Source organism: Agrobacterium sp. 22-210-1, from assembly GCF_053522525.1.
The window spans coordinates 860010-881905 of record NZ_JBNWCI010000001.1 but is presented as its reverse complement, the minus strand read 5'-3'; the positions used below and the strand labels follow the sequence as shown (position 1 = coordinate 881905).

Annotated in this window: 22 protein-coding genes and 3 tRNA genes; 8 read left to right on the top strand and 17 right to left on the bottom strand. The window is 58.7% G+C overall.

Features of this window, described 5'->3' with window-relative positions:
- Positions 1 to 9: 9 nt before the first annotated feature.
- The 7 genes from glmU to pcsA all read right to left on the bottom strand — a co-directional run bounded on the left by glmU (position 10) and on the right by pcsA (position 8291).
- The gene (gene glmU, locus ACQZ5F_RS04535) at positions 10 to 1371 is read right to left on the bottom strand and encodes a bifunctional UDP-N-acetylglucosamine diphosphorylase/glucosamine-1-phosphate N-acetyltransferase GlmU (RefSeq protein WP_225339737.1); all 1362 of its coding nucleotides are present in this window, start codon (positions 1369 to 1371) and stop codon (positions 10 to 12) included.
- Positions 1372 to 1583: 212 nt separating this feature from the next.
- Complete coding sequence (locus ACQZ5F_RS04530) at positions 1584 to 2318, bottom strand: FadR/GntR family transcriptional regulator (RefSeq protein ID WP_137086005.1); 735 nt, start codon at positions 2316 to 2318, stop codon at positions 1584 to 1586.
- Between the two features lie 312 nt (positions 2319 to 2630).
- Positions 2631 to 3704 (bottom strand): BMP family ABC transporter substrate-binding protein, encoded by a 1074-nt coding sequence (locus ACQZ5F_RS04525; protein ID WP_046798267.1) that lies wholly within the window; start codon positions 3702 to 3704, stop codon positions 2631 to 2633.
- 89 nt (positions 3705 to 3793) lie between these two features.
- The gene (locus ACQZ5F_RS04520; RefSeq protein ID WP_052819852.1) at positions 3794 to 4714 is read right to left on the bottom strand and encodes an ABC transporter permease; all 921 of its coding nucleotides are present in this window, start codon (positions 4712 to 4714) and stop codon (positions 3794 to 3796) included.
- On the bottom strand, positions 4714 to 5805 hold the full coding sequence (locus ACQZ5F_RS04515) for an ABC transporter permease (RefSeq protein ID WP_046798265.1): 1092 nt from the start codon (positions 5803 to 5805) through the stop codon (positions 4714 to 4716). Before ACQZ5F_RS04515 ends, ACQZ5F_RS04520 begins: the two co-directional genes overlap by 1 nt.
- Positions 5795 to 7354, bottom strand: coding sequence for an ABC transporter ATP-binding protein (locus tag ACQZ5F_RS04510; protein WP_046798453.1), 1560 nt, complete (start codon positions 7352 to 7354; stop codon positions 5795 to 5797). The genes ACQZ5F_RS04515 and ACQZ5F_RS04510 overlap by 11 nt, the downstream gene beginning before the upstream one ends.
- A gap of 211 nt (positions 7355 to 7565) precedes the next feature.
- Positions 7566 to 8291 (bottom strand): phosphatidylcholine synthase, encoded by a 726-nt coding sequence (pcsA, locus tag ACQZ5F_RS04505; RefSeq protein ID WP_137084527.1) that lies wholly within the window; start codon positions 8289 to 8291, stop codon positions 7566 to 7568.
- A 209-nt stretch (positions 8292 to 8500) separates the two neighbouring features.
- Here pcsA and ACQZ5F_RS04500 point away from each other — a divergent pair, with 209 nt between their 5' ends.
- Complete coding sequence (locus ACQZ5F_RS04500; protein WP_137084529.1) at positions 8501 to 9709, top strand: UbiH/UbiF family hydroxylase; 1209 nt, start codon at positions 8501 to 8503, stop codon at positions 9707 to 9709.
- Here ACQZ5F_RS04500 and ACQZ5F_RS04495 read toward each other — a convergent pair.
- Positions 9693 to 10631 (bottom strand): AEC family transporter, encoded by a 939-nt coding sequence (locus ACQZ5F_RS04495; RefSeq protein ID WP_225339736.1) that lies wholly within the window; start codon positions 10629 to 10631, stop codon positions 9693 to 9695. The two genes, ACQZ5F_RS04500 and ACQZ5F_RS04495, sit on opposite strands and share 17 nt — an antisense overlap.
- 34 nt (positions 10632 to 10665) lie before the next feature.
- Complete coding sequence (locus ACQZ5F_RS04490; RefSeq protein ID WP_052819846.1) at positions 10666 to 11412, bottom strand: cytochrome c biogenesis CcdA family protein; 747 nt, start codon at positions 11410 to 11412, stop codon at positions 10666 to 10668.
- A gap of 281 nt (positions 11413 to 11693) precedes the next feature.
- On the opposite strand from ACQZ5F_RS04490, the gene ACQZ5F_RS04485 reads away from it, so the two are divergent.
- Positions 11694 to 11769, top strand: a tRNA-Lys gene (locus ACQZ5F_RS04485).
- A 195-nt stretch (positions 11770 to 11964) separates the two neighbouring features.
- Here ACQZ5F_RS04485 and ACQZ5F_RS04480 read toward each other — a convergent pair.
- From ACQZ5F_RS04480 to ACQZ5F_RS04470, 3 genes are all read right to left on the bottom strand, one after another.
- Positions 11965 to 12708 (bottom strand): glycosyltransferase family 25 protein, encoded by a 744-nt coding sequence (locus tag ACQZ5F_RS04480; protein ID WP_225339735.1) that lies wholly within the window; start codon positions 12706 to 12708, stop codon positions 11965 to 11967.
- Between the two features lie 160 nt (positions 12709 to 12868).
- Positions 12869 to 14107 (bottom strand): YcbK family protein, encoded by a 1239-nt coding sequence (locus ACQZ5F_RS04475; protein WP_052819728.1) that lies wholly within the window; start codon positions 14105 to 14107, stop codon positions 12869 to 12871.
- Between the two features lie 158 nt (positions 14108 to 14265).
- Positions 14266 to 14706 carry a VOC family protein gene (locus ACQZ5F_RS04470; RefSeq protein WP_046798260.1) on the bottom strand — a complete coding sequence of 147 codons (441 nt, stop codon included), beginning with the start codon at positions 14704 to 14706 and terminating at the stop codon, positions 14266 to 14268.
- 192 nt (positions 14707 to 14898) lie between these two features.
- On the opposite strand from ACQZ5F_RS04470, the gene ACQZ5F_RS04465 reads away from it, so the two are divergent.
- Entirely contained in the window at positions 14899 to 15477 is a 579-nt protein-coding gene (locus ACQZ5F_RS04465) for a cold-shock protein (protein WP_046798259.1), read from the top strand.
- Positions 15477 to 15959: a DUF192 domain-containing protein gene (locus ACQZ5F_RS04460; protein ID WP_175414482.1), complete on the top strand. Its 483-nt coding sequence runs from the start codon at positions 15477 to 15479 to the stop codon at positions 15957 to 15959. Before ACQZ5F_RS04465 ends, ACQZ5F_RS04460 begins: the two co-directional genes overlap by 1 nt.
- 61 nt (positions 15960 to 16020) lie before the next feature.
- On the opposite strand, the gene ACQZ5F_RS04455 is transcribed toward ACQZ5F_RS04460, so the two are convergent.
- Positions 16021 to 16269 (bottom strand): BON domain-containing protein, encoded by a 249-nt coding sequence (locus ACQZ5F_RS04455; protein ID WP_052819726.1) that lies wholly within the window; start codon positions 16267 to 16269, stop codon positions 16021 to 16023.
- 211 nt (positions 16270 to 16480) lie between these two features.
- On the opposite strand from ACQZ5F_RS04455, the gene ACQZ5F_RS04450 reads away from it, so the two are divergent.
- On the top strand, positions 16481 to 16750 hold the full coding sequence (locus tag ACQZ5F_RS04450; protein ID WP_035224285.1) for a DUF982 domain-containing protein: 270 nt from the start codon (positions 16481 to 16483) through the stop codon (positions 16748 to 16750).
- 217 nt (positions 16751 to 16967) lie between these two features.
- Positions 16968 to 18110, top strand: a complete 1143-nt coding sequence (locus ACQZ5F_RS04445; RefSeq protein WP_448731245.1) for a ceramide glucosyltransferase — start codon at positions 16968 to 16970, stop codon at positions 18108 to 18110.
- Positions 18111 to 18163: 53 nt separating this feature from the next.
- Here the strand turns inward: ACQZ5F_RS04445 and ACQZ5F_RS04440 are convergent.
- A tRNA-Pro gene (locus ACQZ5F_RS04440) sits at positions 18164 to 18240 on the bottom strand.
- 267 nt (positions 18241 to 18507) lie between these two features.
- Between ACQZ5F_RS04440 and ACQZ5F_RS04435 the strand changes: the two genes are divergently transcribed.
- On the top strand, positions 18508 to 18813 hold the full coding sequence (locus tag ACQZ5F_RS04435) for an ETC complex I subunit (protein WP_010971882.1): 306 nt from the start codon (positions 18508 to 18510) through the stop codon (positions 18811 to 18813).
- A 48-nt stretch (positions 18814 to 18861) separates the two neighbouring features.
- Positions 18862 to 18938, top strand: a tRNA-Arg gene (locus ACQZ5F_RS04430).
- A gap of 156 nt (positions 18939 to 19094) precedes the next feature.
- Here ACQZ5F_RS04430 and ACQZ5F_RS04425 read toward each other — a convergent pair.
- From ACQZ5F_RS04425 to ACQZ5F_RS04415, 3 genes are all read right to left on the bottom strand, one after another.
- Positions 19095 to 19775: a hypothetical protein gene (locus ACQZ5F_RS04425; protein ID WP_448731244.1), complete on the bottom strand. Its 681-nt coding sequence runs from the start codon at positions 19773 to 19775 to the stop codon at positions 19095 to 19097.
- Positions 19776 to 19855: 80 nt separating this feature from the next.
- On the bottom strand, positions 19856 to 21262 hold the full coding sequence (locus tag ACQZ5F_RS04420; RefSeq protein WP_448731243.1) for an SNF2-related protein: 1407 nt from the start codon (positions 21260 to 21262) through the stop codon (positions 19856 to 19858).
- A complete protein-coding gene (locus ACQZ5F_RS04415; protein ID WP_448731242.1) occupies positions 21262 to 21888 on the bottom strand; it encodes a 3'-5' exonuclease in 627 nt (208 codons plus the stop codon). The genes ACQZ5F_RS04420 and ACQZ5F_RS04415 overlap by 1 nt, the downstream gene beginning before the upstream one ends.
- Between the last annotated feature and the right edge of the window lie 8 nt (positions 21889 to 21896).

The window sequence follows — 21896 nt, the reverse complement described above, 5'->3', positions numbered from 1 at the left end:
TAACGTCTTTCAAGAGGCCTTTTTCTTGGCTTCTTTCAGCGCTTTCGCCCGCTCACGCACCACGCTTGCCCGGCCCGGCTTCACTTCCTGACGCGCCCGCCCGAAGGCCAGCGCGTCATCAGGCACGTCATCGGTAATCACGCTGCCGGAAGCGATATAGGCGCCTTCTCCAATCGTCACGGGCGCAACCAGCGACGAGTTCGAGCCAATGAAGCTGTTCGCACCGATCCGCGTTTCAGCCTTGTTGTAACCGTCGTAATTGCAGGTGATGGTGCCCGCACCAATATTGCTGCCGGCGCCGATGAAGGCATCACCGATATAGGTCAGATGGTTGACCTTGGCATCCTCGCCGATCTCGGCCTTCTTGACCTCGCAGAAATTACCGACCTTGGAATTGGCATGCAGGTTCGCGCCCGGACGCAGTCGCGCATAGGGACCGACCGTCGCACCTTCAGCGACATATGCCCCTTCCAGATGCGAGAATGCATGAATGACAGCACCCGGCTCGATCGTCACGCCGGGACCGAACACGACATTCGGCTCGATCAGGGCATCCTGCCCGATCTTCGTATCGAAGGAGAGGAAAACCGTCTCGGGCGCGATCATCGAAACGCCGTCCACCATCAATTCATGGCGGCGGCGCTCCTGCCACAACCTCTCGATAAAAGCCAGTTCGGCACGGTTGTTGCAGCCGACCAGCTCGGTTTCCGGCGCATCGATGGCAACGGCGCGGCGGCCAAGCGAACGGGCGATTTCAACGATGTCGGTGAGGTAATATTCGCCCTTCACATTGCCGTTGCCGATCCGGTCGAGCAGATCAAGGGCATTGCGGCCGTTGATCGCCATCAGGCCGCTATTGCACCAGGTCACCTTGCGCTCTTCGTCGGTTGCGTCTTTTTCCTCGCGGATCGCTACCAGCTCGCCATTCTCGACCAGCAACCGGCCATAACCGGTCGGACGCTCGGTGTGGAAGCCGATCACGGCCACATCGGCACCGGCGGCAATCGCCTCGCGCGCCCGATCGAGCGTCGCGGAAGTGATGAGCGGCACGTCGCCATAAGCGACGATCAGGTCGTCGAAACCGCGTTCGATGGCTGAGCGTGCGGCAAGAACCGCATGGCCGGTGCCCTTGCGTTCCGTCTGCAGGAAAGCTTCAACCTGAACATCCCCAAGGTTCGCGGCCGCGGCAACATTATCCGCATCACGCCCGACCACCAGCGCCACCGCGCCGACACCCGATCCAGCCACAGCCTCCACCACATGCGCAATCATCGGTCGCCCGGCAACCGTGTGCAGCACCTTGGATTTCGACGACTTCATGCGCGTGCTGTCGCCCGCAGCGAGAATAACGGCTAGAGAGCTGCGCTCCATAAGACCTCCAACACCCCGTTACCGGCCGCAGGGCAGCCGGAACAGTGGCATATGTTTGACTTTACGCCAGCCGGTTGAACAGACAGGCGCTTCGGTAATTGCGTTCCGGCATTGCTATAACGGCGGCCCACTTAAGAAACCATGCAAACCCGCACCAAATTTCCGCACCGATTTTCATCAAACGTGATCAGCGGCGGGATGAAGTGATTTATTCAGCGTGGGTGACGGGCAGTGAATTGCAAGATTTGCTGGCGACCATTTTCAATCAGCCTGCCCATTTCGCGGCGCGCCGCGGCCTCATCACGCAGGCGAAACGCTTCGACCAGCCTTAAATGAGAGGCAGACACATCGGAAATCTCGTTGGGATCGGCTTCCGGGTTGCTCATCCGGAAAATGCCCGCCAGCGCCGCCTTGATCAGCGAACCGACGGTGCGCATGAACGGGTTGCCAGACATTTCGGTGATGAGCACATGGAAATTCATATCCGCCAGCGCCCGTTTTTCCTTGGAATAGGCTGTGTTGCCCATCTCGTTGGCGTAAGCGGCGAGCTTGGCGATATCGGCATCTTTTGCCCTGAGAGCGGCAAGCCCCGCGCCATAGGGCTCGAAAGCCTGACGGATATCATAGAGATGCAGCAGGAACTCGTCGCTGACGCCCGCCTCGAAGTGCCAGAGAAGCACTTCGCTATCGAACATGTTCCAGCTTTCGCGCTCCGTCACCCGGGTGCCGATGCGTGCCTTGGGGGAAATCATGCCCTTGGCGGTCAGCGTCTTCATCGCTTCGCGCAGCACCGTGCGCGATACTTTCAGCCGCTCCATAAGCTCGGCATCGCCCGGCAGGATGTCACCCGTCTTGAAGGTGCCGGAGACGATATCGAGCCCGAGCTTGTGAACGACCTGTGCATGATTTGTCCGCAGCTTTCGAAAACCGATCGCCGCATCGAGCATTCCGCGCTGCAAGTGCCATGTCCTTCCGTTCGGTTGGCGACCTTAAAAAATCGCGCCAGACGTGTGTATCTCAAGTCAGATTATAGTGAAAAACATCAAGTTGCATGAAAAGCAAAGGCAAACTGCATCCCCGGCGTAAAACATATGAAAGTAACAAAGGCCGCGCATGAATTTCATGCGCGGCCAGAACCTTGATAAGGGTTAGCCTCTCCCGCGTCATCCTCGCCCTTGAGGCGAGAATCCATGGACCGTCAAAGGCGTGGATCCTCGGGTCAAGCCCGAGGATGACGTTGAGTTTGGCGAAATCACCGATTATTGCGGCAGCTTGTCGTCCACGCCGGCAACATAGAAGTTGAGGCCGAGCAGAACCTTGTCCTCAGCCTTTTCACCAGCCTTCAGCCATTCCGAGCCGTCCTGCTTCTTCACCGGGCCGGTAAAGGGATGCAGCTCGCCCGACTTGATCTTGGCTTCGGTTTCCTCAGCCATCTTCTTCACGTCGTCAGGCATGTTGGTGTAGGGCGCCATGGTCAGGATGCCATCCTTCAGGCCGTCCCAAACGGATTCGGACTTCCACGTTCCATCGAGAAGAGCCTGCGTGCGCTTGATGTAATAAGCACCCCAGGTGTCCTTGATGGCGGTGAGCTGCGTCTCGGGACCGGCCTTGATCATGTCGGAAGCCTGGCCGAAGGCCTTGATGCCACGCTCAGCTGCAACCTGCATCGGTGCTGTCGTGTCGGTGTGCTGCGTCAGGATGTCGACGCCCTGGTCGATCAGCGCCTTGGCGGCATCGGCTTCCTTGCCGGGGTCGAACCAGGTATTGGCCCATACGACCTTGAGCTTGAAGTCCGGGTTGACCGACTGTGCGCCGAGCACGAAGGCATCAATGCCCATCACCACTTCCGGGATCGGGAAGGAAGCGATGTAACCGGCAAGACCCTTCTTCGACATCTTCGCGGCGATCTGGCCCTGAATGTAACGGCCTTCATAGAAGCGCGAATTGTAGGTCGCGACGTTTTCAGCGGTCTTGAAGCCGGTGGCGTGCTCGAACTTCACCTTGGGGAACTTCTGGGCAACCTTCACGGTCGCATCCATGAAGCCGAAGGAGGTGGTGAACACCAGTTCGCAGCCGGAACGGGCCATACGCTCGATGGCGCGTTCGGCATCCGGGCCTTCCGGAACGCTTTCGAGGAACGGCGTTTCGATCTTGTCGCCGAAGTGCTTCTGCAGCTCTTCGCGACCGATTTCATGCGCCTGTGTCCAGCCGCCATCGGTGCGGCTGCCGACATAGATGAAGCAGACCTTCTTGGCGTCGGCGGCTTCAGCCGAGGAAACGACGCCGCCGAGCGCCGCGACGGAAGCGGCAAGTGCGATGACCAGTTTTTTCATTTTTACCCCTGTTGGTTTGGAGACTTGAGGATTGACTGACTCAGCATCGGATTTTCCGAAAACCGCATTACACTTTTCGGTCCGATGCTCTACCTGTCCGGCACGAAGGATTTGCCCAGCGATGCCGGTGTGTTGATCAAGGTCGTGCGGCGATTATGCGAGATGATGACCAGCACGACAATAGTTGCGAGATAAGGCATCGCCGAAAGCAGCTGCGACGGCACGCCGATACCGAATGCCTGCGCATGCAACTGGCCGATGGTGACCGCGCCGAACAGATAACCGCCCGCCAGCAGGCGCCATGGACGCCAGGAGGCGAAGACAACAAGCGCCAGGGCAATCCAGCCGCGCCCGGCCGACATGTTTTCCACCCATTGCGGTGTATAGACCAGCGACAGCTGTGCGCCCGCAAGACCGGCGCAGGCGCCGCCGAACATGACCGCCAGATACCGCGTACGGATGACGTTGATGCCAAGCGCATGGGCCGAAGCGTGATTGTCACCGATGGCGCGGATTTTCAGGCCCGTGCGGCTTTTGAACAGGAACCAGCTGATGCCGAAGACCAGCGCGATGGACATGTAGAAGATCAGATCCTGCCGGAACAGCAGCGGACCGAAAAAGGGAATCTCCGACAAAACCGGAAAGACGATGGGCTGTAGCTTGATGCCCGGCAGGCCGACGAAACTCTCACCCAGCATGCCGGAGACGCCGAGGCCGAGAATGGTGAGGGCAAGACCCGTCGCCACCTGGTTGGTGACAAGCGTCAGCGTCAGGAAGCCGAACAGCAGCGAAAACACCGCGCCGGAGGCGATACCGGCCAGAATGCCGAGATAGGGAGAGCCGGTCATATGCGTGGCGGCGAAGGCGCAGACCGCGCCCATGATCATCATGCCCTCAACGCCGAGATTGAGCACACCCGAACGCTCCGCCACAAGTTCGCCCGAAGCGGCGATGACGAGCGGGGTGGCGGCGGTGATGACGGTGAGAAGAATGGCCTGAAGCATATCCATCATGCCGCTCCTTCTTTACGATGTGTCTTGCCGGCAAAAACGACCCGGATGCGATAGAAGATCAGCGTATCGCAGGACAATACGAAGAACAGCATCAGCCCCTGAAACACCCGCGTCACCTTGTCGGAGACGCCGATCGAAAGCTGCGCCGCCTCGCCGCCGAGATAGGTCAGCGCCAGTACAAGCCCGGAAAGGATGATGCCAAGCGGATTGAGGCGGCCGAGAAAGGCGACGATGATGGCGGTAAAACCGTAACCCGGCGAAATGCTTGGCTGGAGATGGCCGATGGAACCGGAAGCTTCCGAAATTCCCGCAAGCCCCGCCAGCGCACCGGAGAGCAACAAAGAAAACCACACCATGCGGCTGGAGGAGAAACCGGCGAAGCGCCCTGCCCGCGCCGATTGGCCGAGTACCGTCACCTCGAAGCCCTTCAGCATGTAGCGCATCATGAACCACAGCGCGACGGCCGCGACGATGGCGAAAACGAAGCCCCAATGCGCCCGGCCCGAGGCCAGCATTTCCGGCAGAACGGCGCTGTCGTTGAATGGCTTTGTCTGCGGAAAGTTGTAACCACCGGGATCCCGCCAGATACCGCGCGTCAGCCAGTCGAGGAAAAGCTGCGCGACATAGACCAGCATCAGGCTGACGAGGATTTCATTAGTGTTGAACTTCGTTTTCAACAGCGCCGGAATACCCGCATAAAGCGCGCCGCCGATTGCGCCCATCACCATCATCAGCGGCAGGATGAGCGGCGAATGCCAGTCCGGATAAAGCACCGGCAGGATGGAACCGGTGATCGCGCCGATGGTGAATTGCCCCTCCGCGCCGATATTCCAGTTATTCGAGCGATAACAGATCGACAAGCCGACGCCGATCAGGATCAGCGGTGCGGCCTTGATCGCCAGCTCGTGCAGCGACCAGACCTCCAGCAGCGGCTCGACGAAAAAGGCGTAAAGCGCGTGAGCCGGATTTTTGCCGAGCATGGCGAACATGACAGCGCCAACGAGGAGAGTCAGCACCAGCGCCAGAAGCGGCGACAGCAGGGTGAAAAGCCGGGAGACCCCTGCGCGTTTTTCAAGCTCAATGCGCATGCTGGGCGGCTCCCGAATGTGACGTATGGATGCCACCCATCAACAGACCGATCTTTTCAAGCGTCATCTCTTCCACCGGATGGGCCTCGGAGAGCTTGCCGTCGGAAATGACCGCGATATTGGTGGCGACCTCGAAGATTTCATCGAGATCCTGGCTGATGACGATGACGGCCGAGCCGGCCTTGGCAAGATCGACCAGCGCCTGGCGGATGCGGCTTGCGGCACCGGCATCCACGCCCCAGGTCGGCTGGTTGACCACCAGCACGGCGGGTTGACGGTCAAGCTCGCGCCCGACGATGAATTTTTGCAGGTTGCCGCCGGAAAGCGATCCGGCCAGCGGATCGGCCCCGCTCTTGCGCACATCCATGGTTTCCGAAATGCGCCGCGCCGCCGCCCTGATGGCCGAACCCCTGACGATGCGCAGGAAACCGCCGGTCAGAAACGCCTTGCGATCGGAACGCGCCCGCGCCAGCAGAAGATTGTCGGAAAGGCTCATGCCGGGAACGGCGGCATGGCCGTGGCGCTCTTCCGGCACGAAACCCGCGCCCATCAGCCGGCGGCCATTAATACCGGTGCGGCCAACCGGCTTGCCGCGCAGATGGATGGCGTCATTATTATAGACGGGATATTCGCCCGAAAGCGCATCGAACAGTTCGCCCTGCCCATTGCCGGCCACACCGGCAATCGCCAGCACCTCGCCTGCACGCACATTCATGGAAATCGATTTCAAGGCCACGGCAAAAGGCGTGCGCGGCGCGACCGAAAGCGCCATGACCTCTATCTGCGGCACGCCGAGCGCTTCGCCCGTTGACCGCGAAACGCTTGCGACATCGCTGCCGACCATCATGCGCGCCAGAGATGCCGGCGTTTCCTTGCGCGGATCGCACGCACCCGTCACCTTGCCGTGACGCAGGACGGTGGCGCGATCACAGATGCGCTGCACCTCTTCCAGACGGTGGCTGATATAAAGCACCGAACGGCCTTCGGCCTTCAGCTTTTCCAGCGTCTCGAACAGCTTGTCGGCCTCCTGCGGCGTCAGCACCGAGGTCGGTTCGTCGAGAATGATGAGGCGCGGGTTCTGCAACAGCGCGCGCACGATCTCGATCCGCTGACGCTCGCCAACCGAAAGATCGGCCACATGCGCATTGGGATCGAGCGGCAGGCCATAGGCGCGCGACAGCGTTTCGGCTTCCTTGGCGATTTCCTTCAGAGAGATTTTCGGGTCAAGCGACAGGGCGATGTTTTCAGCAACCGTCAGCGCCTCGAACAGCGAGAAATGCTGGAACACCATGCCGATACCGAGCCTGCGGGCTTCGCTTGGCGAACCTACGGAAACTGGCTGGCCCTGCCAGATGATGTCGCCTTCCGTCGGCGCAAGGACGCCGAACAGCATCTTGACGAGCGTGGACTTGCCGGCGCCGTTTTCACCCAGAAGCGCATGGATTTCGCCCGGCGCAATATCGAGATCGATGCCGTTGCAGGCGGCGAAATTGCCGAACAGCTTTGTCAGCTTGCGAACGGACAGAAGAGGCATGGCCTCTGGCGCCAGATTTCCAGTCACGGATCCCCTCTTTCACCGGCTGTCCATGCTTTCTTTGAAGCATTTCAACAACCGTGGTCATTGTTCCCAATCCGGTGGCAATGCGTATGCAATGCTACGGGACCATGATTTATTGATAACCGTTTTGCTGCTGCGCACAACCGAAAAAGAAACTGCTTAAATGCAATTTGCACAAGCAATAAACGGCTTTAGATTTTTCTTACTTCGCGCCGAGCGAGGGGAAGAACTGCAAGATTCCACCGATGCAATAAAGATAGATGCCGCTCGCCACGAATGCGATCACTGCCCATGTCGGCGTTTCAAAATGCATTAGCAGCGCATAACCGCCAAGCGCGCACCAGACGAACACGACGGCCAGATTGAGCGGCCGCAACCTCTTAACCCGCACCGGATGCAGGAAGTTGATCGGCAGGAATGTCAAGAACACCGAGACGGTGACGACTATCATGGCCGTGGTTGCGCTCGCATCCATGACGAACAGCGTGAAAACAACCATGTTCCACACCACCGGGAATCCCGAGAAGAAATATTCGTCCGTCTTCATGCCCATATCGGCATAATAGATGGCACTCGAGACCACGATCATGCCAGCCGCCACGAAGGATAACGGCTCGCCGATCATGCCACTCTGGTAAAGCGCAAAGGCTGGCAGAAGCACATAGGTGACATAGTCGATGATATTGTCGAGCGTATCGCCGGACCAGTTGGGCAGAACTTCCTTCACCCGCACCTTGCGGGCGATGGGTCCATCGATACCATCGACCAGAAGCGCAAGCCCCAGCCACCAGAACATATCGACAAAACGATGCTCGGCAGCGGCGACGACGCCGAGAAACGCCAGAAACGAACCGGATGCCGTGAGCATATGCACGGAAAAGGCGCGGATTTCCGCGTAGGGAACACGCTTGTAGTTGAAAATTTTCATGGTCAGCGTCTGCGCCCCGCTTTTCATCCGCCCTGTTCATTCCGGTATGCGGCCATTCACCACGCTTTGCAACCGGCTCAATCCGCTTATCCTAAGACTAATATAGTGGCGCAACCAACGAATGTTTGCGCCCGGATGTTCCGGCGTCCAAGTGGATTTACCTGCGCAAAGCCTCTATGATGCTGTGGAAATAACAACGGATCAGGACCATGAGACACTTCGATATCGCCATAACAGGTGCGGGACTTGCGGGCCAGATTGCCGCTATTGCGCTCGCCCGGGCCGGCCGCCACGTGGCGCTCGTTGCTCCTTCAAGCGACAGGAAGGATCAGCGCACCACCGCGCTGATGGATCAGTCCATCCGGTTCATGGACCGCCTCGGCCTTTGGTCACGCATCGCGCCTGCCGCCGCGCGCCTTTCCACCATGCAGATCATCGACGGCACCGACCGCCTGCTGCGCGCGCCGACGGTACAGTTCCGCTCCTCCGAAATCGGGCTGGATGCTTTCGGCTGGAATATTCCCAATGAGGCGCTGCTAGGCGTTCTCGCAGAGGCAGTCGAGCAGGAACACAATATTACCCGTCTCGACACTTTCGCCGAAACGATCGACATCGGTAACGACCGCATAACGGTGACGCTGGCGAATGGCGAAACGCTATCGGCCGATTTTCTGATCGGCGCCGATGGCAGGAAATCGATGGTGCGGGATGCGGCCGGTATCGGTGTCAAATCCTGGTCCTACCCGCAGACAGCCGTCGTCCTGAACTTTGGCCATAGCCGGCCGCATGGCAACGTCTCGACGGAATTCCACACGCCAACCGGACCTTTCACCCAGGTTCCCCTGCCCGGCAACCGTTCCAGCCTCGTCTGGGTCGTCACGCCACAGCAGGCCGAGGAACTGACGGCGCTGCCGCTGGAAGCCCTGAGCCTGAAGGTCGAGGAACGCATGCAATCCATGCTCGGCGCGGTTACCGTAGAGAACAGCGTGCAGGCATGGCCGCTGTCTTCCATGACGGCGCACCGCTTCGGCAAGGGCCGCGTGGCGCTGATCGGCGAGGCGGCGCATGGTTTTCCACCCATCGGCGCGCAGGGACTGAACCTCAGCCTGCGCGACATCATCGTGCTGACGGAACTGCTGGGCGCCGTCTCCGACCGGCCGATTGCGGCGGACGCCGGCAGCAGCTTCGACCGCAAACGGCGGGCGGATGTTTATAGCCGCACCCTGAGCGTCGATCTCCTGAACCGCTCGCTGCTTTCGGATTTCCTGCCGGTGCAGATGGCGCGCGCGGCGGGCCTGCATGTGCTCTCCGGCATCGGCACGCTCAGAAGCATGGTCATGCGCGAAGGCATCGAGCCGGGGCGCGGGCTGAAGGCCCTGCCCTCGCTGCTGTTCGGCAGCTTCAAAAAGGCTGGATGAAATACACCACACCGGTCAGCGTGAAGACCGACAGCATTGTCGAAATCAGGATCGTCGCCGACGCCCGCTCCTGCCAGACATGATATTGCTGGCCGATGACGAAGACATTCGTTGCGGTCGGTAGCGCAGCGAGCAGAACGGCGGAATAGATCCACACCGGCTCGAACCGCCCGAGCGACGACAGGACCAGATAGGCGGCAAGAGGATGCAGGATCAGCTTTGCCGGCACGATATAGCTGATTTCCACCGGCACCCGTTTCATTGGCCTGAGCGCCAGCGTTACGCCCATGGCAAACAGCGCGCAGGGGGCGGCCGATTGCGCCAGATAATCCACCAGCCGCTGCACCGCCTCCGGCGGTTGCCATGACAGCGAAGCGGCAAGAAATCCGGCAATTACCGAGACGATGAACGGATGAGTGATGACCTTGCGCGCCACATCCAGCGCAAGCCTCGCAGTCGATCGCTTGTCGCCCCCAGCCACCGCCATCATCGCCGGTGCGACGATGAAATGGGCAGCGTTTTCAAGGCAGACGATCAGCGCCACCGGCACTGCCGCCTTTTCGCCAAGCGCCAGCAGCGCAAGCCCCGGCCCCATGTAACCGATATTGCCGTAGCTCGCCGCGAAACTCTGGATCGTGGTTTCGGCGAAGCTGTTCTTGCGTATGAACCGGCCAATCAGGAACACCAGCAGAAAAATGCCATAGGTGCAGGCAAGGCTGGCGGCGACAAAATCCATCCGCGCCAGTTCCTCCACCGGGGTTTTCGACACCAGCTTGAAAAACAGCGCCGGCAGCGCCGCATAGATAATGAAGGTGTTCAGCCAGCCCATCGCCTCGACCGGCTGCTTCGTGATGCGCGCCGCGCCGTAACCGATGAAGATCAGGCCGAAAAACGGCAACAGCAATCCCACGATATCGGCCACGATATTTCCCCCGCCTATAATCTCCGCGGGAGGCTTAACCGATTTTCATCAGGATCGGAAAGGTCTCCTGGAACCAGATCGCCACATTGGTGATAAAACCGGACATGAAAGCGATACCGGTCAGCACCAGAAGTACACCCATCACCTTTTCTACAAGACCGAGATGGCGGCGGAAACGCGCAAGGAAACGCATGAAGGAGCCGGAAAAAGCTGCCGCAATCCAGAACGGCACCGCAAGACCGAGTGAATAGACGGCGAGCAGCATTGCACCGTCACCCACCGTGTCACGCGCGGCGGCAACGCCGAGAATGGCGCCCAGAACCGGGCCGATGCAGGGCGTCCAGCCAAAGGCGAAGGCAAGGCCCATGACATAAGCCCCGGAAAGCGTGGCGGGTTTCCCCGCCCCCTGAAACCGCGCCTCACGCGAAAACAGGCCGATACGGAAAACGCCGAGAAAGTTCAGGCCCATGAGGATAATGATGAAACCGCCGATCTTGGCGAGAATATCGATATTCTGCCGCAGCAACGTGCCGATCGTCGAAGCGCCTGCCCCCAGCGCCACGAAAACAGTGGCGAAACCGAGGGTGAAGAAGAAAGCCGAAAACATCACGGCTCTGCGAATCTCCGGCCGCGGCGCGGTCTCCTCCGTCTTGAACTGCTCGACGGAAACACCCGCCATATAACAGAGATAGGGCGGCACCAGCGGCAGCACACAGGGCGACAGAAACGAAAGAGCGCCGGCCAGGAGCGCGCTGAACAGGGAAATATCGGCAATCGACAAGAAGAACTCCGCATCCCGCAAAGCCGCGACGATTTTGAGGATTCGCCGCCACTTCACGCTTCATTTTCGCGCATGTCATTGCTGCAAAACGATTTCACCCGTTTGCGCGACACGCCTGAAGCCGGTTTTATCCCCAGCCGCCCCCTCTCTCCAATCACCTTTTTGGGGGTGCGACAAAAAAAACCAGATTGATTGTAGAAAGCGCTTTTTTTGGGTTGACCGAACGGATCGCTCTACATATGTTCCGCGCACTTCCGAAGGGCAAATCAGCCCCGACATGGGAGAGCGTAGCTCAGCCGGTAGAGCAACTGACTTTTAATCAGTAGGTCCAGGGTTCGAATCCCTGCGCTCTCACCACCTCAGATTTATTTTCCCAATAATTTACAAGAGTTTGTCGATACCGATAGCCAAGCGCCGTCGTGACTTGGAAATCTCCGCCAGCAGTTTCACGGCGCAGAAGTAACCGCGCTCGCCCCACCGTTCTTTTCCAATTCAGCCTCTGCGGCAAAACCCGATCATGCAGCCTGCGCGCGAACAGCCATGACAGCCGCGCTAGCGATGCGCATACACATACCGCGCAACATTGTCATAGAAGCTGGAGAGATAGGCCGGAATCCGTTTAATACGGGCGAACTTGCTGCCGCGATATTCGGCCCGGGTGCCGACCAGCGTGTCCGGGTCGCCGAACGGCAGGAAATCCTTGTCGGTTACATAAACTTCCGTGCCGTAGCCCCAGCCGCATTCCAGGGCGCGGTCGAAAGGCAGCGTCATAACCCTTGCCGTTTTGAGAAAGCGCGCCGCACCGCCCCGCGAAATGATGTAGCAGGCGGATGATCCCTGCGGACCGTAGATGCAGCGCCCAAGCGTATCGCCAAGCGCGCTGGTTTTCCGGCCCTTGAAACCGCTGCGGCGGTGGTTGGTCAGTTTGACGATTGCATTTTCAGGCATTACCGCAACCGTTGCCTTGACCCGTTCGAAAAACTCGGGGGTGAAGGCGACGTCGTCCTCAACGATCACCGCCACCGGCGCATCGGTGGCAAGGAATATCTCCAGTGCCTTTATATGGCTGGCATAGCAGCCATATTCACCGGCGAGCGCATGGCGACCGTTGCGTTGCTCGAAACCGCGCCGGTCGAAATCCGTCCATTTGGCGGGTGGAACAGTCTTGCCGTCGACGCCTTCCACCGGGCGCAGATCCAGCCCGAGGCCGGCAGCGCCCTCCAGCATCTTCTCAAGCCGCGCACGCGCCCGGGCAATAGAAATGATGTAGATGGGGAAAGTGGAAATCGGCAGCATTCAGAACACACCATGCGCATGAAGACGGGAGACCGTCTCCTACAGCAAGGCGCGTGCGACGTCCATTCGGACACCCAGAAGGCGCGATCTCGTCAGGTGGAATACAGGGATTTGCGGCAGCAGGCGGTTTCAGACCCGAAACACATGGGGCCGCTGGTTTTTACTTGCGCGCGGCTGTGCGACGGCAGCGCCAGTTCCAGTCTCTCGGCTCGCCCGTGTCCAAATGAACCGATTCGGTGTGGCAATAGGTGCCGACGCCACCGCGTTCAGGCAGGGAACGCAGATAGGTGGCAAGCTCCCATTTGGAGACGCCCTTGATCTGAATATCGGCGGCATCGCAGGTATAGTGCTTGGAACCCTGCCTCACGCCCTTTGGCGGACGATAGCCCGAAGTGACGATCGCCGGGCTGTTATAATGCCGCTCGATGTCCTTGATCATGCGGACCAGTTCCGGCTTGAAGCAGCCAACCTCGACGCGATCCGTCTGCAGGAAAAGACCGTTCGGGGAAACACGGGTCAGGCCGGAAAGCGACGCCAGCTTCATGAGGCCGGTCGGTTCGTCATCCTCATCTTCGAGATGCGCATCGTCGAATTCCTCAGACATCATCGAGCGACCCGAAAGCGCAATGCCCATCGTTCGGTCCGTTGCGCCCGATAGCGCCGCAACCTCGGTATTTGCAGCGGTGCCGTTCTCGATCATTTTCGGCAGCCGTTTTTTGGCGGCTCCGGCGAAAAATGCCGCAAGCGTTACGCCTGTGCCTTCGCTTTCCTGTTTCTCACCTGCGGGCACCACGTTTGTCGCGGGTTGCGCAGCGGCGGCGGCTGCAAGCTGTTGCGGCGCGGGTGTAGGAACAGGCTGGCGGTTTTCGCTGTGCTGTTCCGGCACCGGAACTGGCGCGGAGACAGGCTGCGGCTGGAGTTGCGGCTGCGCCGGCGCTGAATAAACGCTGCTGACGGCGGGAATGATCTTCTGCGATGGGGCGGCGACGGAACCGTCTGCCGCTACGGAAGGGGTTGCCGCACGAGCGGTGGAATAGATGCTGGATGTGCCGGCGGAAATTGCTGTTGGCTGCGTCGTCAGCCCGCCAATATCGGCGGCGGCACCATAACCCTGCGCCGGGCCACCCGGCGCCTGCGGCTGAGCCGGCACGGCGCCACCGGACGCCGATGCAACGGCAGGGTCCACATAATGCCCCGGCCGAGCGCCAGCCGCGGTCGCGGCGACGGCCGTTGCGGCCGTCTGTGACGGTTGTTGCGCGGCAATTTCCGGCTTCTTGGTATTGGCGGCCATCTCATCATCCGTCACCGCCGAAACGCAGCCGGAAAGCCCGAGCAACGAAACCGCAATAACGAGACGCTGACAGGAAACGCGTCCTTTCGCGCCCTCGACAGTTTTCATGAGTGGCCTCCGTATCTTGCATTTCCAACAGCAGCACGGGAACGGAATCGTGTGCTTTCCCAAAACGGAACGGGCCGTTTTGATTCGCGGAATATGCCTCATCCCATCAGGATAAGGCAAGAGCGCCCGAAAACGCCGCTGTTGGCCGGGAAAATCCCTTACCAGGAACCGGTATTCTGCATAGATATCCACGGTTCGGCTGGTGCGAGGCTTTCGCCCTTCTGCAGAATCTCGAAAGAAATACCGTCAGGCGAACGGACGAAGGCCATGTGCCCATCACGCGGCGGCCGGTTGATCACGATGCCATTCTGCTGGAGCCTGGCGCAGAAGTCGTAGATATTGTCGACCTCGTAAGCCAGATGGCCGAAATTGCGGCCGCCGGTGTAATCCTCGGTATCCCAATTATACGTGAGTTCGAGGCTCGGCGCCTTTTTTTCCCTGGCCACAGCAATGTCATCACGCGCGGCAAGAAAAACCAGAGTGAATCGGCCTTTTTCGTTTTCGATTCGGCGTATTTCCTCGAGACCCATGAGGTCGCAATAGAATTTCATTGATTCGCCAAGGTCTTTGACACGAACCATTGTGTGCAGATACCGCATTTTCTTCCTCTCCAATACACGGGTCCGGAGCCGTTAAACGCATGATCGCAAGCCCCGGACAAGGACGGCGACATAAAAGCAGCTGCGCAAATCAAAAACTAGGGCTTGCGTGGAACCGTTACCAAGATGTTAATCTGGTACACAGGAATCAGTTGACCGGTGTATGGCGCGTAATCGAGGGGTTGGCAGGATATGGCTGATAGGATGTCATCGAAAACGATAGTCGATGTCGAGGACCTTTCGGGCGATGCCGTGGACCTGACCGAAATTACCGGCGTCGTGAAATGGTTCGACGTCGCCAAGGGTTTCGGCTTCATCGTGCCCGATAACGGCACGCAGGATGTGCTGCTGCACGTCTCCTGCCTGCGTCGGGACGGATACCAGACCATTCTCGAAGGCACCCGCATCGTCGCCCTCATCCAGCGTCGTGACCGCGGCTTTCAGGCTTTCCGCATCCTGTCGATGGATCAATCGACCGCCGTTCACCCCTCGCAGCTGCCGCCGGTGCGCACCCATGTGCAGGTCACACCCTCAAGCGGGCTGGAGCGCGCCATCGTCAAGTGGTTCAACCGCACCAAGGGTTTCGGCTTCCTGACGCGTGGCGAAGGAACGGAAGACATTTTTGTGCATATGGAAACGCTGCGTCGTTTCGGCCTGACGGAACTGCGCCCGGGCCAGGTGGTGCTGGTGCGTTTCGGCGATGGCGACAAGGGTTTGATGGCGGCTGAAATTCACCCCGACAACCCGGTCTCAGTCGGGATGTCGCACTGATGGCCGGCCTGTTGCCTAAAATAATGAAGAGCGCCGTTATGGCGCTTCTTTTTTTCTCGCTCGCAGGCATTGTTCAGGCTCAGCAACAGACCTTCACGTCCGAGCCACTGACGATCGAAACCGCTTCAGGAAAAAACCACGATTTCACGGCGGAGCTGGCCCTTAGCAATGCCCAGCGCGAACAGGGGCTGATGTTCCGCAAAGCCATGCCGCTTGAAAGCGGCATGTTGTTCGATTTCGGCCAGGAACGCGACGTGGCCATGTGGATGCGCAACACGCTCATCCCGCTCGACATGCTGTTCATCGCCCGCGACGGGCGTATTACCCATATTCACGAAAACGCAGTTCCGCATTCGGAAGCGATCATCAGCTCCCGTGGTCCGGTTAAATTTGTGCTTGAACTGAATGGCGGCACCGCAAAACGTTATGGCATCAAGCCGGGCGATATGGTCCGCAGTGGGCAAATCGGCAACCGGAAATAATGTTGCCGCGTTATTGCATCTGAATAGTGCCGGACGATGTTTCGCCCGGCTGGTGCAATGTTCAGTAAACCGGCTCGATATGGCTCAGAATCCGGCAATTGGAGATCGAAGCGGCAAGGTTGATGGCGATATCGATCGCCTCGACCGAATCAGCCGTGCCTTCCAGATAGATCACGTCGTTTTCAACGCTTGCCGAAATACGCGACTTTTCGAGACCTGTTTCGAAGGCCAGAGCTGAGGTGATCGCCTGGCAAACACCCGCCATGCGGTCTCCGAAGAAGCTTTCCTGAATGCCTGACAAATTGAACATGTGGGTTCTCCTTCTTATGGACATTACAACGCGCCAATAGCGGTTTTGTTCATCTCCGGTTCATCATTCCGTTCATCTTCCATTCATCTTGGAAAATTGGAACCCCCCAATCGATCACATTTTAGGTGATCGGGAACCATTTCGTGAGGCGGGCATTACGCGCATGGGAATGAAAACCGCCATGAAGGCGCGGAAAACAGGGAGGAATGACATGCTGATTAACAGAACGGAGCCGTGTCACCATGCCTCGTGGATGAAGCCCGTTGCCATCCACCTGCCGCTGTGCGTAGCCGTGGAAATCTACAGCCCGTTGGTGGCGCTGGACATGCTGATGTACCGCTGGCCGGAAGAACATGGGCCGGAATATGAAGAAGCGCGAAGAAACTGCCTCGATGCGATCGCCGGCAGGTGCGACATCGAAAAAGCCCGGGAATCGTTTCTCGTCGCAAGCAGTCACGCACATATTCTGAACATCCACTAAAGTTCATGCCATGGTGACGATTGGGCCCTTCTCCGCGAAGGGCTTTTCTTTGCGGCACGCCAGATGCTTGAGCGCCGTTTCCCGCACCACATAGCCTGCCCGCCCTGCCGATGATGACATGTAACTGTCACCTAAACGTTATAATCGGCAAAGACGAATTCCATGGAATCGGTTGGCGGGGTGAACCGCCGGAAGCTAGGGAGTGGAACTGGCCAGCATGGAAACTGTCTTTGCCCTTTGCGCAATTCTGCTGCTTGCCTTCAATCTTCTCGGCATTGTTCTCGCCGGCTGGCGCCTGAGGCGGCGCGACACGGAAAACGCGCTTGTGCGACAAAAGCCGCCTGTCTCGATCGTGGTGCCCCTGCGCGGCGTGGAAAACTTCACGTCGCTGACGTTGTTGCGGGCATTTGAAATCGACTGGCCGGATTATGAATTGCTGTTCTGCGTTGCCGATGAATTCGATCCGGTAATCGACGAGGTGCGCCGGACGAGCGCCGCCTTCCCGGCGATCCCGGCGCAGGTGCTCCTCGGCGACGACCGTATCAGCGCCAATCCGAAGCTGAACAATTGCGTCAAGGGCTGGCGCGCCGCCCGGCATGAATGGGTCATCCTTGCCGATTCGAACGTGCTGATGCCGAAATCCTACATAGCGACCATGATGTCGGCCTGGCGGCCGGATAGCGGGCTGGTCTGCTCGCCGCCCCTCGGCTCACGTCCGGCGGGCTTCTGGGCGCATGTGGAATGCGCCTTCCTCAACGGTTCGCAGGGCCGTTGGCAATATGCCGCGGAAGCGATCGGCATCGGTTTCGCACAGGGCAAGTCGATGTTGTGGAACAAGCCCTTCCTGGAAGACCACGGCGGCATCCGGGCACTCGCCGCCGAAATCGCCGAAGACGCCGCTTCGACCAAACTGGTCCGAAACGCCGGCCGCAAGGTGCATCTGGTCTCGCCGCCTTTCGAACAGCCGCTCGGCCAGCGCCACCCCAGTGAAATCTGGTCGCGCCAGACCCGCTGGGCGCGACTGAGGCGTGTGACCTTCCCGCAATATTTCGCACCGGAAATCCTGACCGGCGCGCTTCCCCCGCTCCTCCTTGCGCTCGCTGCCGCTGCGATGATGGACATGAACCTCGCCATCACCGCTTTTGCCGTGCTTGCCATCATGTATGTCCCGGAACTGGTGCTCGCAGCCCTCAACCGCTGGCCGCTATCCCTCCATACGCTGCCCGCCATGATCGCCCGGGATATGATCATGTCCGTCGTCTGGGCCCGCAGCTGGATCGGCAGCGCAGTGGCCTGGCGCGGCAATGTCATGACAATCGGCACGGCCGAAAGCACATTGGCCGGACCATCCACAGACTGAACAGACGCTTGTTTGAAGGGGTTACGCCGTAAAGCTGATGTTTTGCTTTAAAATGGTCGGAGTGGAGAGATTCGAACTCCCGACCCTCTGGTCCCAAACCAGATGCGCTACCAGACTGCGCTACACTCCGCCGAGGCGATGGCTGGGGAATACACGGTTCACCTGAAGTCCGCAACAGGGAAATTCATCTTTGTTCAGCCATTGTCTCGATCAACAGAGCGCGGTGCCGGCGTGGGAAGATCGCCAGGGGAAAGCGAGGGGATAATCATCTTGACTCTCACGGGAAGTCAGTCCATTCCAAATTCAACGTTCCTGACACGATTTGGTTATTCTATTCAGGTACGTGAAGAATAATCCGGGGTGCCATGCCCCGCCGCCCAACCGGAGCAGTTTCGACATGTCTGCGAAGATTTACCGCCCTGCAAAAACCGCCATGCAATCCGGCACGGCGAAGACCAATGTCTGGGTTCTGGAATTCGACGCCGAAGTTCCGCGCAAGATCGACCCGATCATGGGCTACACCTCCAGTTCCGACATGAAGCAGCAGGTCAAGCTGACATTCGAGACGCAGGAACAGGCCGAAGCCTATGCACAGCGCAAGGGCATCGAATACCGCGTCATTCTGCCGAAGGAAGCGACCCGCAAGGTGGTTTCCTACACCGACAATTTCCGTTTCAACCGCACCCAGCCCTGGACGCACTGAAACACGACGACCAAAGTTTTTGCCGGAGCATCGATTGCCCGGTGTGACGGCCCCTTAGCTCAACTGGATAGAGCAACTGCCTTCTAAGCAGTAGGTCGCAGGTTCGAGTCCTGCAGGGGTCGCCACTTCTTCTCCTCAAACGGCTCGAAGCGTCTCGTATCCCTAGAAGACCCGGCATTCTCAGCAAGTGTGCGTATCTATACGTCTCAGCAGATATCGGTAAGTCTCTTGGCAAACATGGTACGATCCGTGGTACTAGAAGATCGATACCACGCTCACCATTAAAGCCGCTCCGAGAATGATTTGACCTCGCGCCAATTCGACAGATTGCCGTCGAGGATCAGCGCGCCGTTCTCCAGTTTCCCCACTTCGAGGCCGCGTGCCCAATCAATCTCGAAAACCTTAACACCGAAGCCGGGAGCAGGCTCACGAGCCACCGCCAAAATAATGTTCTCAGAGGCAGAAACCGGGATCTTGAACTGTCCTTGGACAAGAGTCGTGATGGTAATATCGTATTTCGCCCCGCGGATGATCGCGTGCATGTCTATCGACTTATCACGCGCCTCCCGGTCGTTGGGGCCGGGAAACGCCGCTTGACCACCGTCCATCTGAACGAAGCCGGCAATAACGTTTGCGGCACCCTGCTCCGCCATCACGTTCGCGCGCTGCTGAGCACCGGTCAACTTTGCAGGTGTTCCGGCCGCCAGCCAGCCTGCGTCGACCTTTAGAATTTCAGCGAGAGGTATGAGCAATTTCGCTCGCGGCACCGTCATGCCGGCGAACCACTTCCGGATGGTCTCCATGGAAACCTTGTGTCCGCGATGCTCGAACTGTTCTGAGAACCAGCGGAGACGACCTTCGTTGGGTGCCGGAACCTGGTAATTGCTGTCAGCAGCCTGTACCATTCGACGGGCAAACTCAGGATGCACCTGTTTGTCAGGTGTCCGGAAGGGAACGCTCACAGTGAATCCTTTCTAAACGGAATATCAAGACGCCAAGCGCCCCGATTCACCGTCATGAAATGTCACATCTAATGTGAAAGTCAAGGTTTCATTGTAAATGTTTGAATGATGTGGTCTTGCGTCGATTCCTTGCGACTAAGAACTGAGAGCGCTCTTTCGTCATATGTCCCGCGTGCAATTATCGGATAAATCAAGACTTGGCGCGTCTGACCGGGTCGCGGAAGGCGCATGTTCGCCTGCTGCCAAAGCTCGAGGGAGAATGTCAGACCATACCAGGCGGCGATATGCCCACCGTATTGAAGGTTGGTACCATGTCCGATCGACGCTGGATGTGCCAGCAGCTTCCGGATTTTTCCCTTGTTCCAGTCGCCGACGAGGTCACCCTTATAGTCATTGGCGACCACCGCATCAGGATACCGGGTCTTGATTTTATCCTTGTCGAATTTGAAGCTGTAGAAAATCAGCAGGTTTTCGCCATGCGCGGTGTCGACGAGTTCTTCCAATGCCGCCAGTTTGGCGTCATGAATTTCCACAACGCTACGATCTTCGCGATAGAGACTGCCGTTCGCAAATTGCAAGAGCTTGTTCGCGAGGACACCGCTCGAAACCGCCTCCACATCGTAAGGCTCGGTGTAAAGCGTTCTCTCGAAGTCTTTGTATTCTTCGAACGCTTTCGCCGGCATATCGACCGGCATCGGAATGAACTGAGGTTCCTCCGTCACTTTCTCCTGCGGGATCGTGACGATGAGATGGTCGATCTTCGAAAGGATCTTCTCCTCGGCTCCGGGCTTGATCGTCACGGCATGCGTGAGCCGGTCTTTGTCAAAATACTCTTTCTCGAAATCGGACTTGCTGCGGCCGAGGGCTTTCCCTTGGTCGAGCAGATATGACTGCGCCCATAGGTCTATAACACCCTGCGGTGCAGGCGTGCCGGTCAAAAGGAAAATCCGTTCGATCTTTCTGCGCGCCGTCGTCATGATCCCAAACCGGGTCATGTTGCCACCCTTTGAGGCGCGAACAGTCCCATCAGCACGCTTGGTCTTGGTGGCCTTAGTTCGCGCTTCACCTGCCTTGAATCGGCTGGACTCGTCGATGATGACCGTGTCCCAAATCCAGTTCTCGACCGTGCGAATATGCTTCGCCAACCATGACAGGTTCTCCGGATTGATGGTCGTAATCTCGGCACCCTGCGCGATTGCGGCGGCACGCTCGGAAGCGTCGCCCACGGCGATAGCGCAGGAGATGGCCTGCGTGTGCGCCCACGCCTTAACCTCGTCGTGCCACGTGTTCAGGGCCACGTAGCGTGGGGCAATGACAAGAACGTGCTGCACGTCGAAGCGGTTCAACAGGTAGGTCAATCCATCAAGCGTACCGCCAGTCTTACCAGAGCCCATGCCGCTGATGATCAGTTTGGCCTTTTCGGTGCGAACGATGCGGCTGATGGCCTGCTGGCCGGCACGCAAGGCTGAGCGGGTGCGGAGAGACATCAAAGACCGTCGAGCAAGTCCGATGCTGCGTTAGCCGGAGTGCTCCAGCCTGCTGACGACGATGGCAAGGGCGCTTGCCCCTGCGCGCGGCGACGTAATCCTTGCCAGTAAACGGAAACCCACTTCGCCTGGTGCTTGGCGTCATCAAGCGCCGTATGCGCAGTTCCCTCAAGCTTTTCGTCGAAAGTAACTATGCCGTCGGCGAGACGCTTGATCGTTCGACAATCACAAACGTTCCAGAATTTCCACGGAGCGGGGCGCTCAATGATCCGTCCGAACGCATATTCGAGGATCGAGATGTCGAACGAAGCGCCGTTGCCCCACGGCTTCACGTTATCGCCGTGCTTCAAACAGAACTCATGGAACTTCGTGAAAACGAGGTGTGACGGATGCTTGCCGCGAACGACCTTCTGGCGCGCTGCATCGCCCTGCCCGAGCCACCAGCGAATGGTCGAGCCCGACGCCTTGCCGTAGCGCATTGCGTCTTCGACATCGATCGCTGCATCGAAGGTCTCGCCGAGTTCACCGGTCTCAGGATTGAAGAAAACGGCGCCGATCGCAACGACAGGTGCGTTCACGGCGGTTCCAAGGGTTTCAAGGTCGATCATGAGGTCGGTGAATTTCATAGGAGGTC

Excerpts from the sequence above, each read along its gene's own strand:
- ACQZ5F_RS04520 (WP_052819852.1), bottom strand. The coding sequence starts at position 4,714 with ATGGATATGCTTCAGGCCATTCTTCTCACCGTCATCACCGCCGCCACC.
- pcsA (WP_137084527.1), bottom strand. The coding sequence starts at position 8,291 with ATGAAAATTTTCAACTACAAGCGTGTTCCCTACGCGGAAATCCGCGCC.
- ACQZ5F_RS04435 (WP_010971882.1), top strand. The coding sequence starts at position 18,508 with ATGTCTGCGAAGATTTACCGCCCTGCAAAAACCGCCATGCAATCCGGC.
- ACQZ5F_RS04515 (WP_046798265.1), bottom strand. The coding sequence starts at position 5,805 with ATGCGCATTGAGCTTGAAAAACGCGCAGGGGTCTCCCGGCTTTTCACC.
- ACQZ5F_RS04450 (WP_035224285.1), top strand. The coding sequence starts at position 16,481 with ATGCTGATTAACAGAACGGAGCCGTGTCACCATGCCTCGTGGATGAAG.
- ACQZ5F_RS04415 (WP_448731242.1), bottom strand. The coding sequence starts at position 21,888 with ATGAAATTCACCGACCTCATGATCGACCTTGAAACCCTTGGAACCGCC.
- glmU (WP_225339737.1), bottom strand. The coding sequence starts at position 1,371 with ATGGAGCGCAGCTCTCTAGCCGTTATTCTCGCTGCGGGCGACAGCACG.
- ACQZ5F_RS04530 (WP_137086005.1), bottom strand. The coding sequence starts at position 2,318 with ATGCTCGATGCGGCGATCGGTTTTCGAAAGCTGCGGACAAATCATGCA.
- ACQZ5F_RS04460 (WP_175414482.1), top strand. The coding sequence starts at position 15,477 with ATGGCCGGCCTGTTGCCTAAAATAATGAAGAGCGCCGTTATGGCGCTT.
- ACQZ5F_RS04445 (WP_448731245.1), top strand. The coding sequence starts at position 16,968 with ATGGAAACTGTCTTTGCCCTTTGCGCAATTCTGCTGCTTGCCTTCAAT.
- ACQZ5F_RS04500 (WP_137084529.1), top strand. The coding sequence starts at position 8,501 with ATGAGACACTTCGATATCGCCATAACAGGTGCGGGACTTGCGGGCCAG.
- ACQZ5F_RS04455 (WP_052819726.1), bottom strand. The coding sequence starts at position 16,269 with ATGTTCAATTTGTCAGGCATTCAGGAAAGCTTCTTCGGAGACCGCATG.
- ACQZ5F_RS04525 (WP_046798267.1), bottom strand. The coding sequence starts at position 3,704 with ATGAAAAAACTGGTCATCGCACTTGCCGCTTCCGTCGCGGCGCTCGGC.
- ACQZ5F_RS04480 (WP_225339735.1), bottom strand. The coding sequence starts at position 12,708 with ATGCTGCCGATTTCCACTTTCCCCATCTACATCATTTCTATTGCCCGG.
- ACQZ5F_RS04420 (WP_448731243.1), bottom strand. The coding sequence starts at position 21,262 with ATGTCTCTCCGCACCCGCTCAGCCTTGCGTGCCGGCCAGCAGGCCATC.
- ACQZ5F_RS04475 (WP_052819728.1), bottom strand. The coding sequence starts at position 14,107 with ATGAAAACTGTCGAGGGCGCGAAAGGACGCGTTTCCTGTCAGCGTCTC.
- ACQZ5F_RS04465 (WP_046798259.1), top strand. The coding sequence starts at position 14,899 with ATGGCTGATAGGATGTCATCGAAAACGATAGTCGATGTCGAGGACCTT.
- ACQZ5F_RS04470 (WP_046798260.1), bottom strand. The coding sequence starts at position 14,706 with ATGCGGTATCTGCACACAATGGTTCGTGTCAAAGACCTTGGCGAATCA.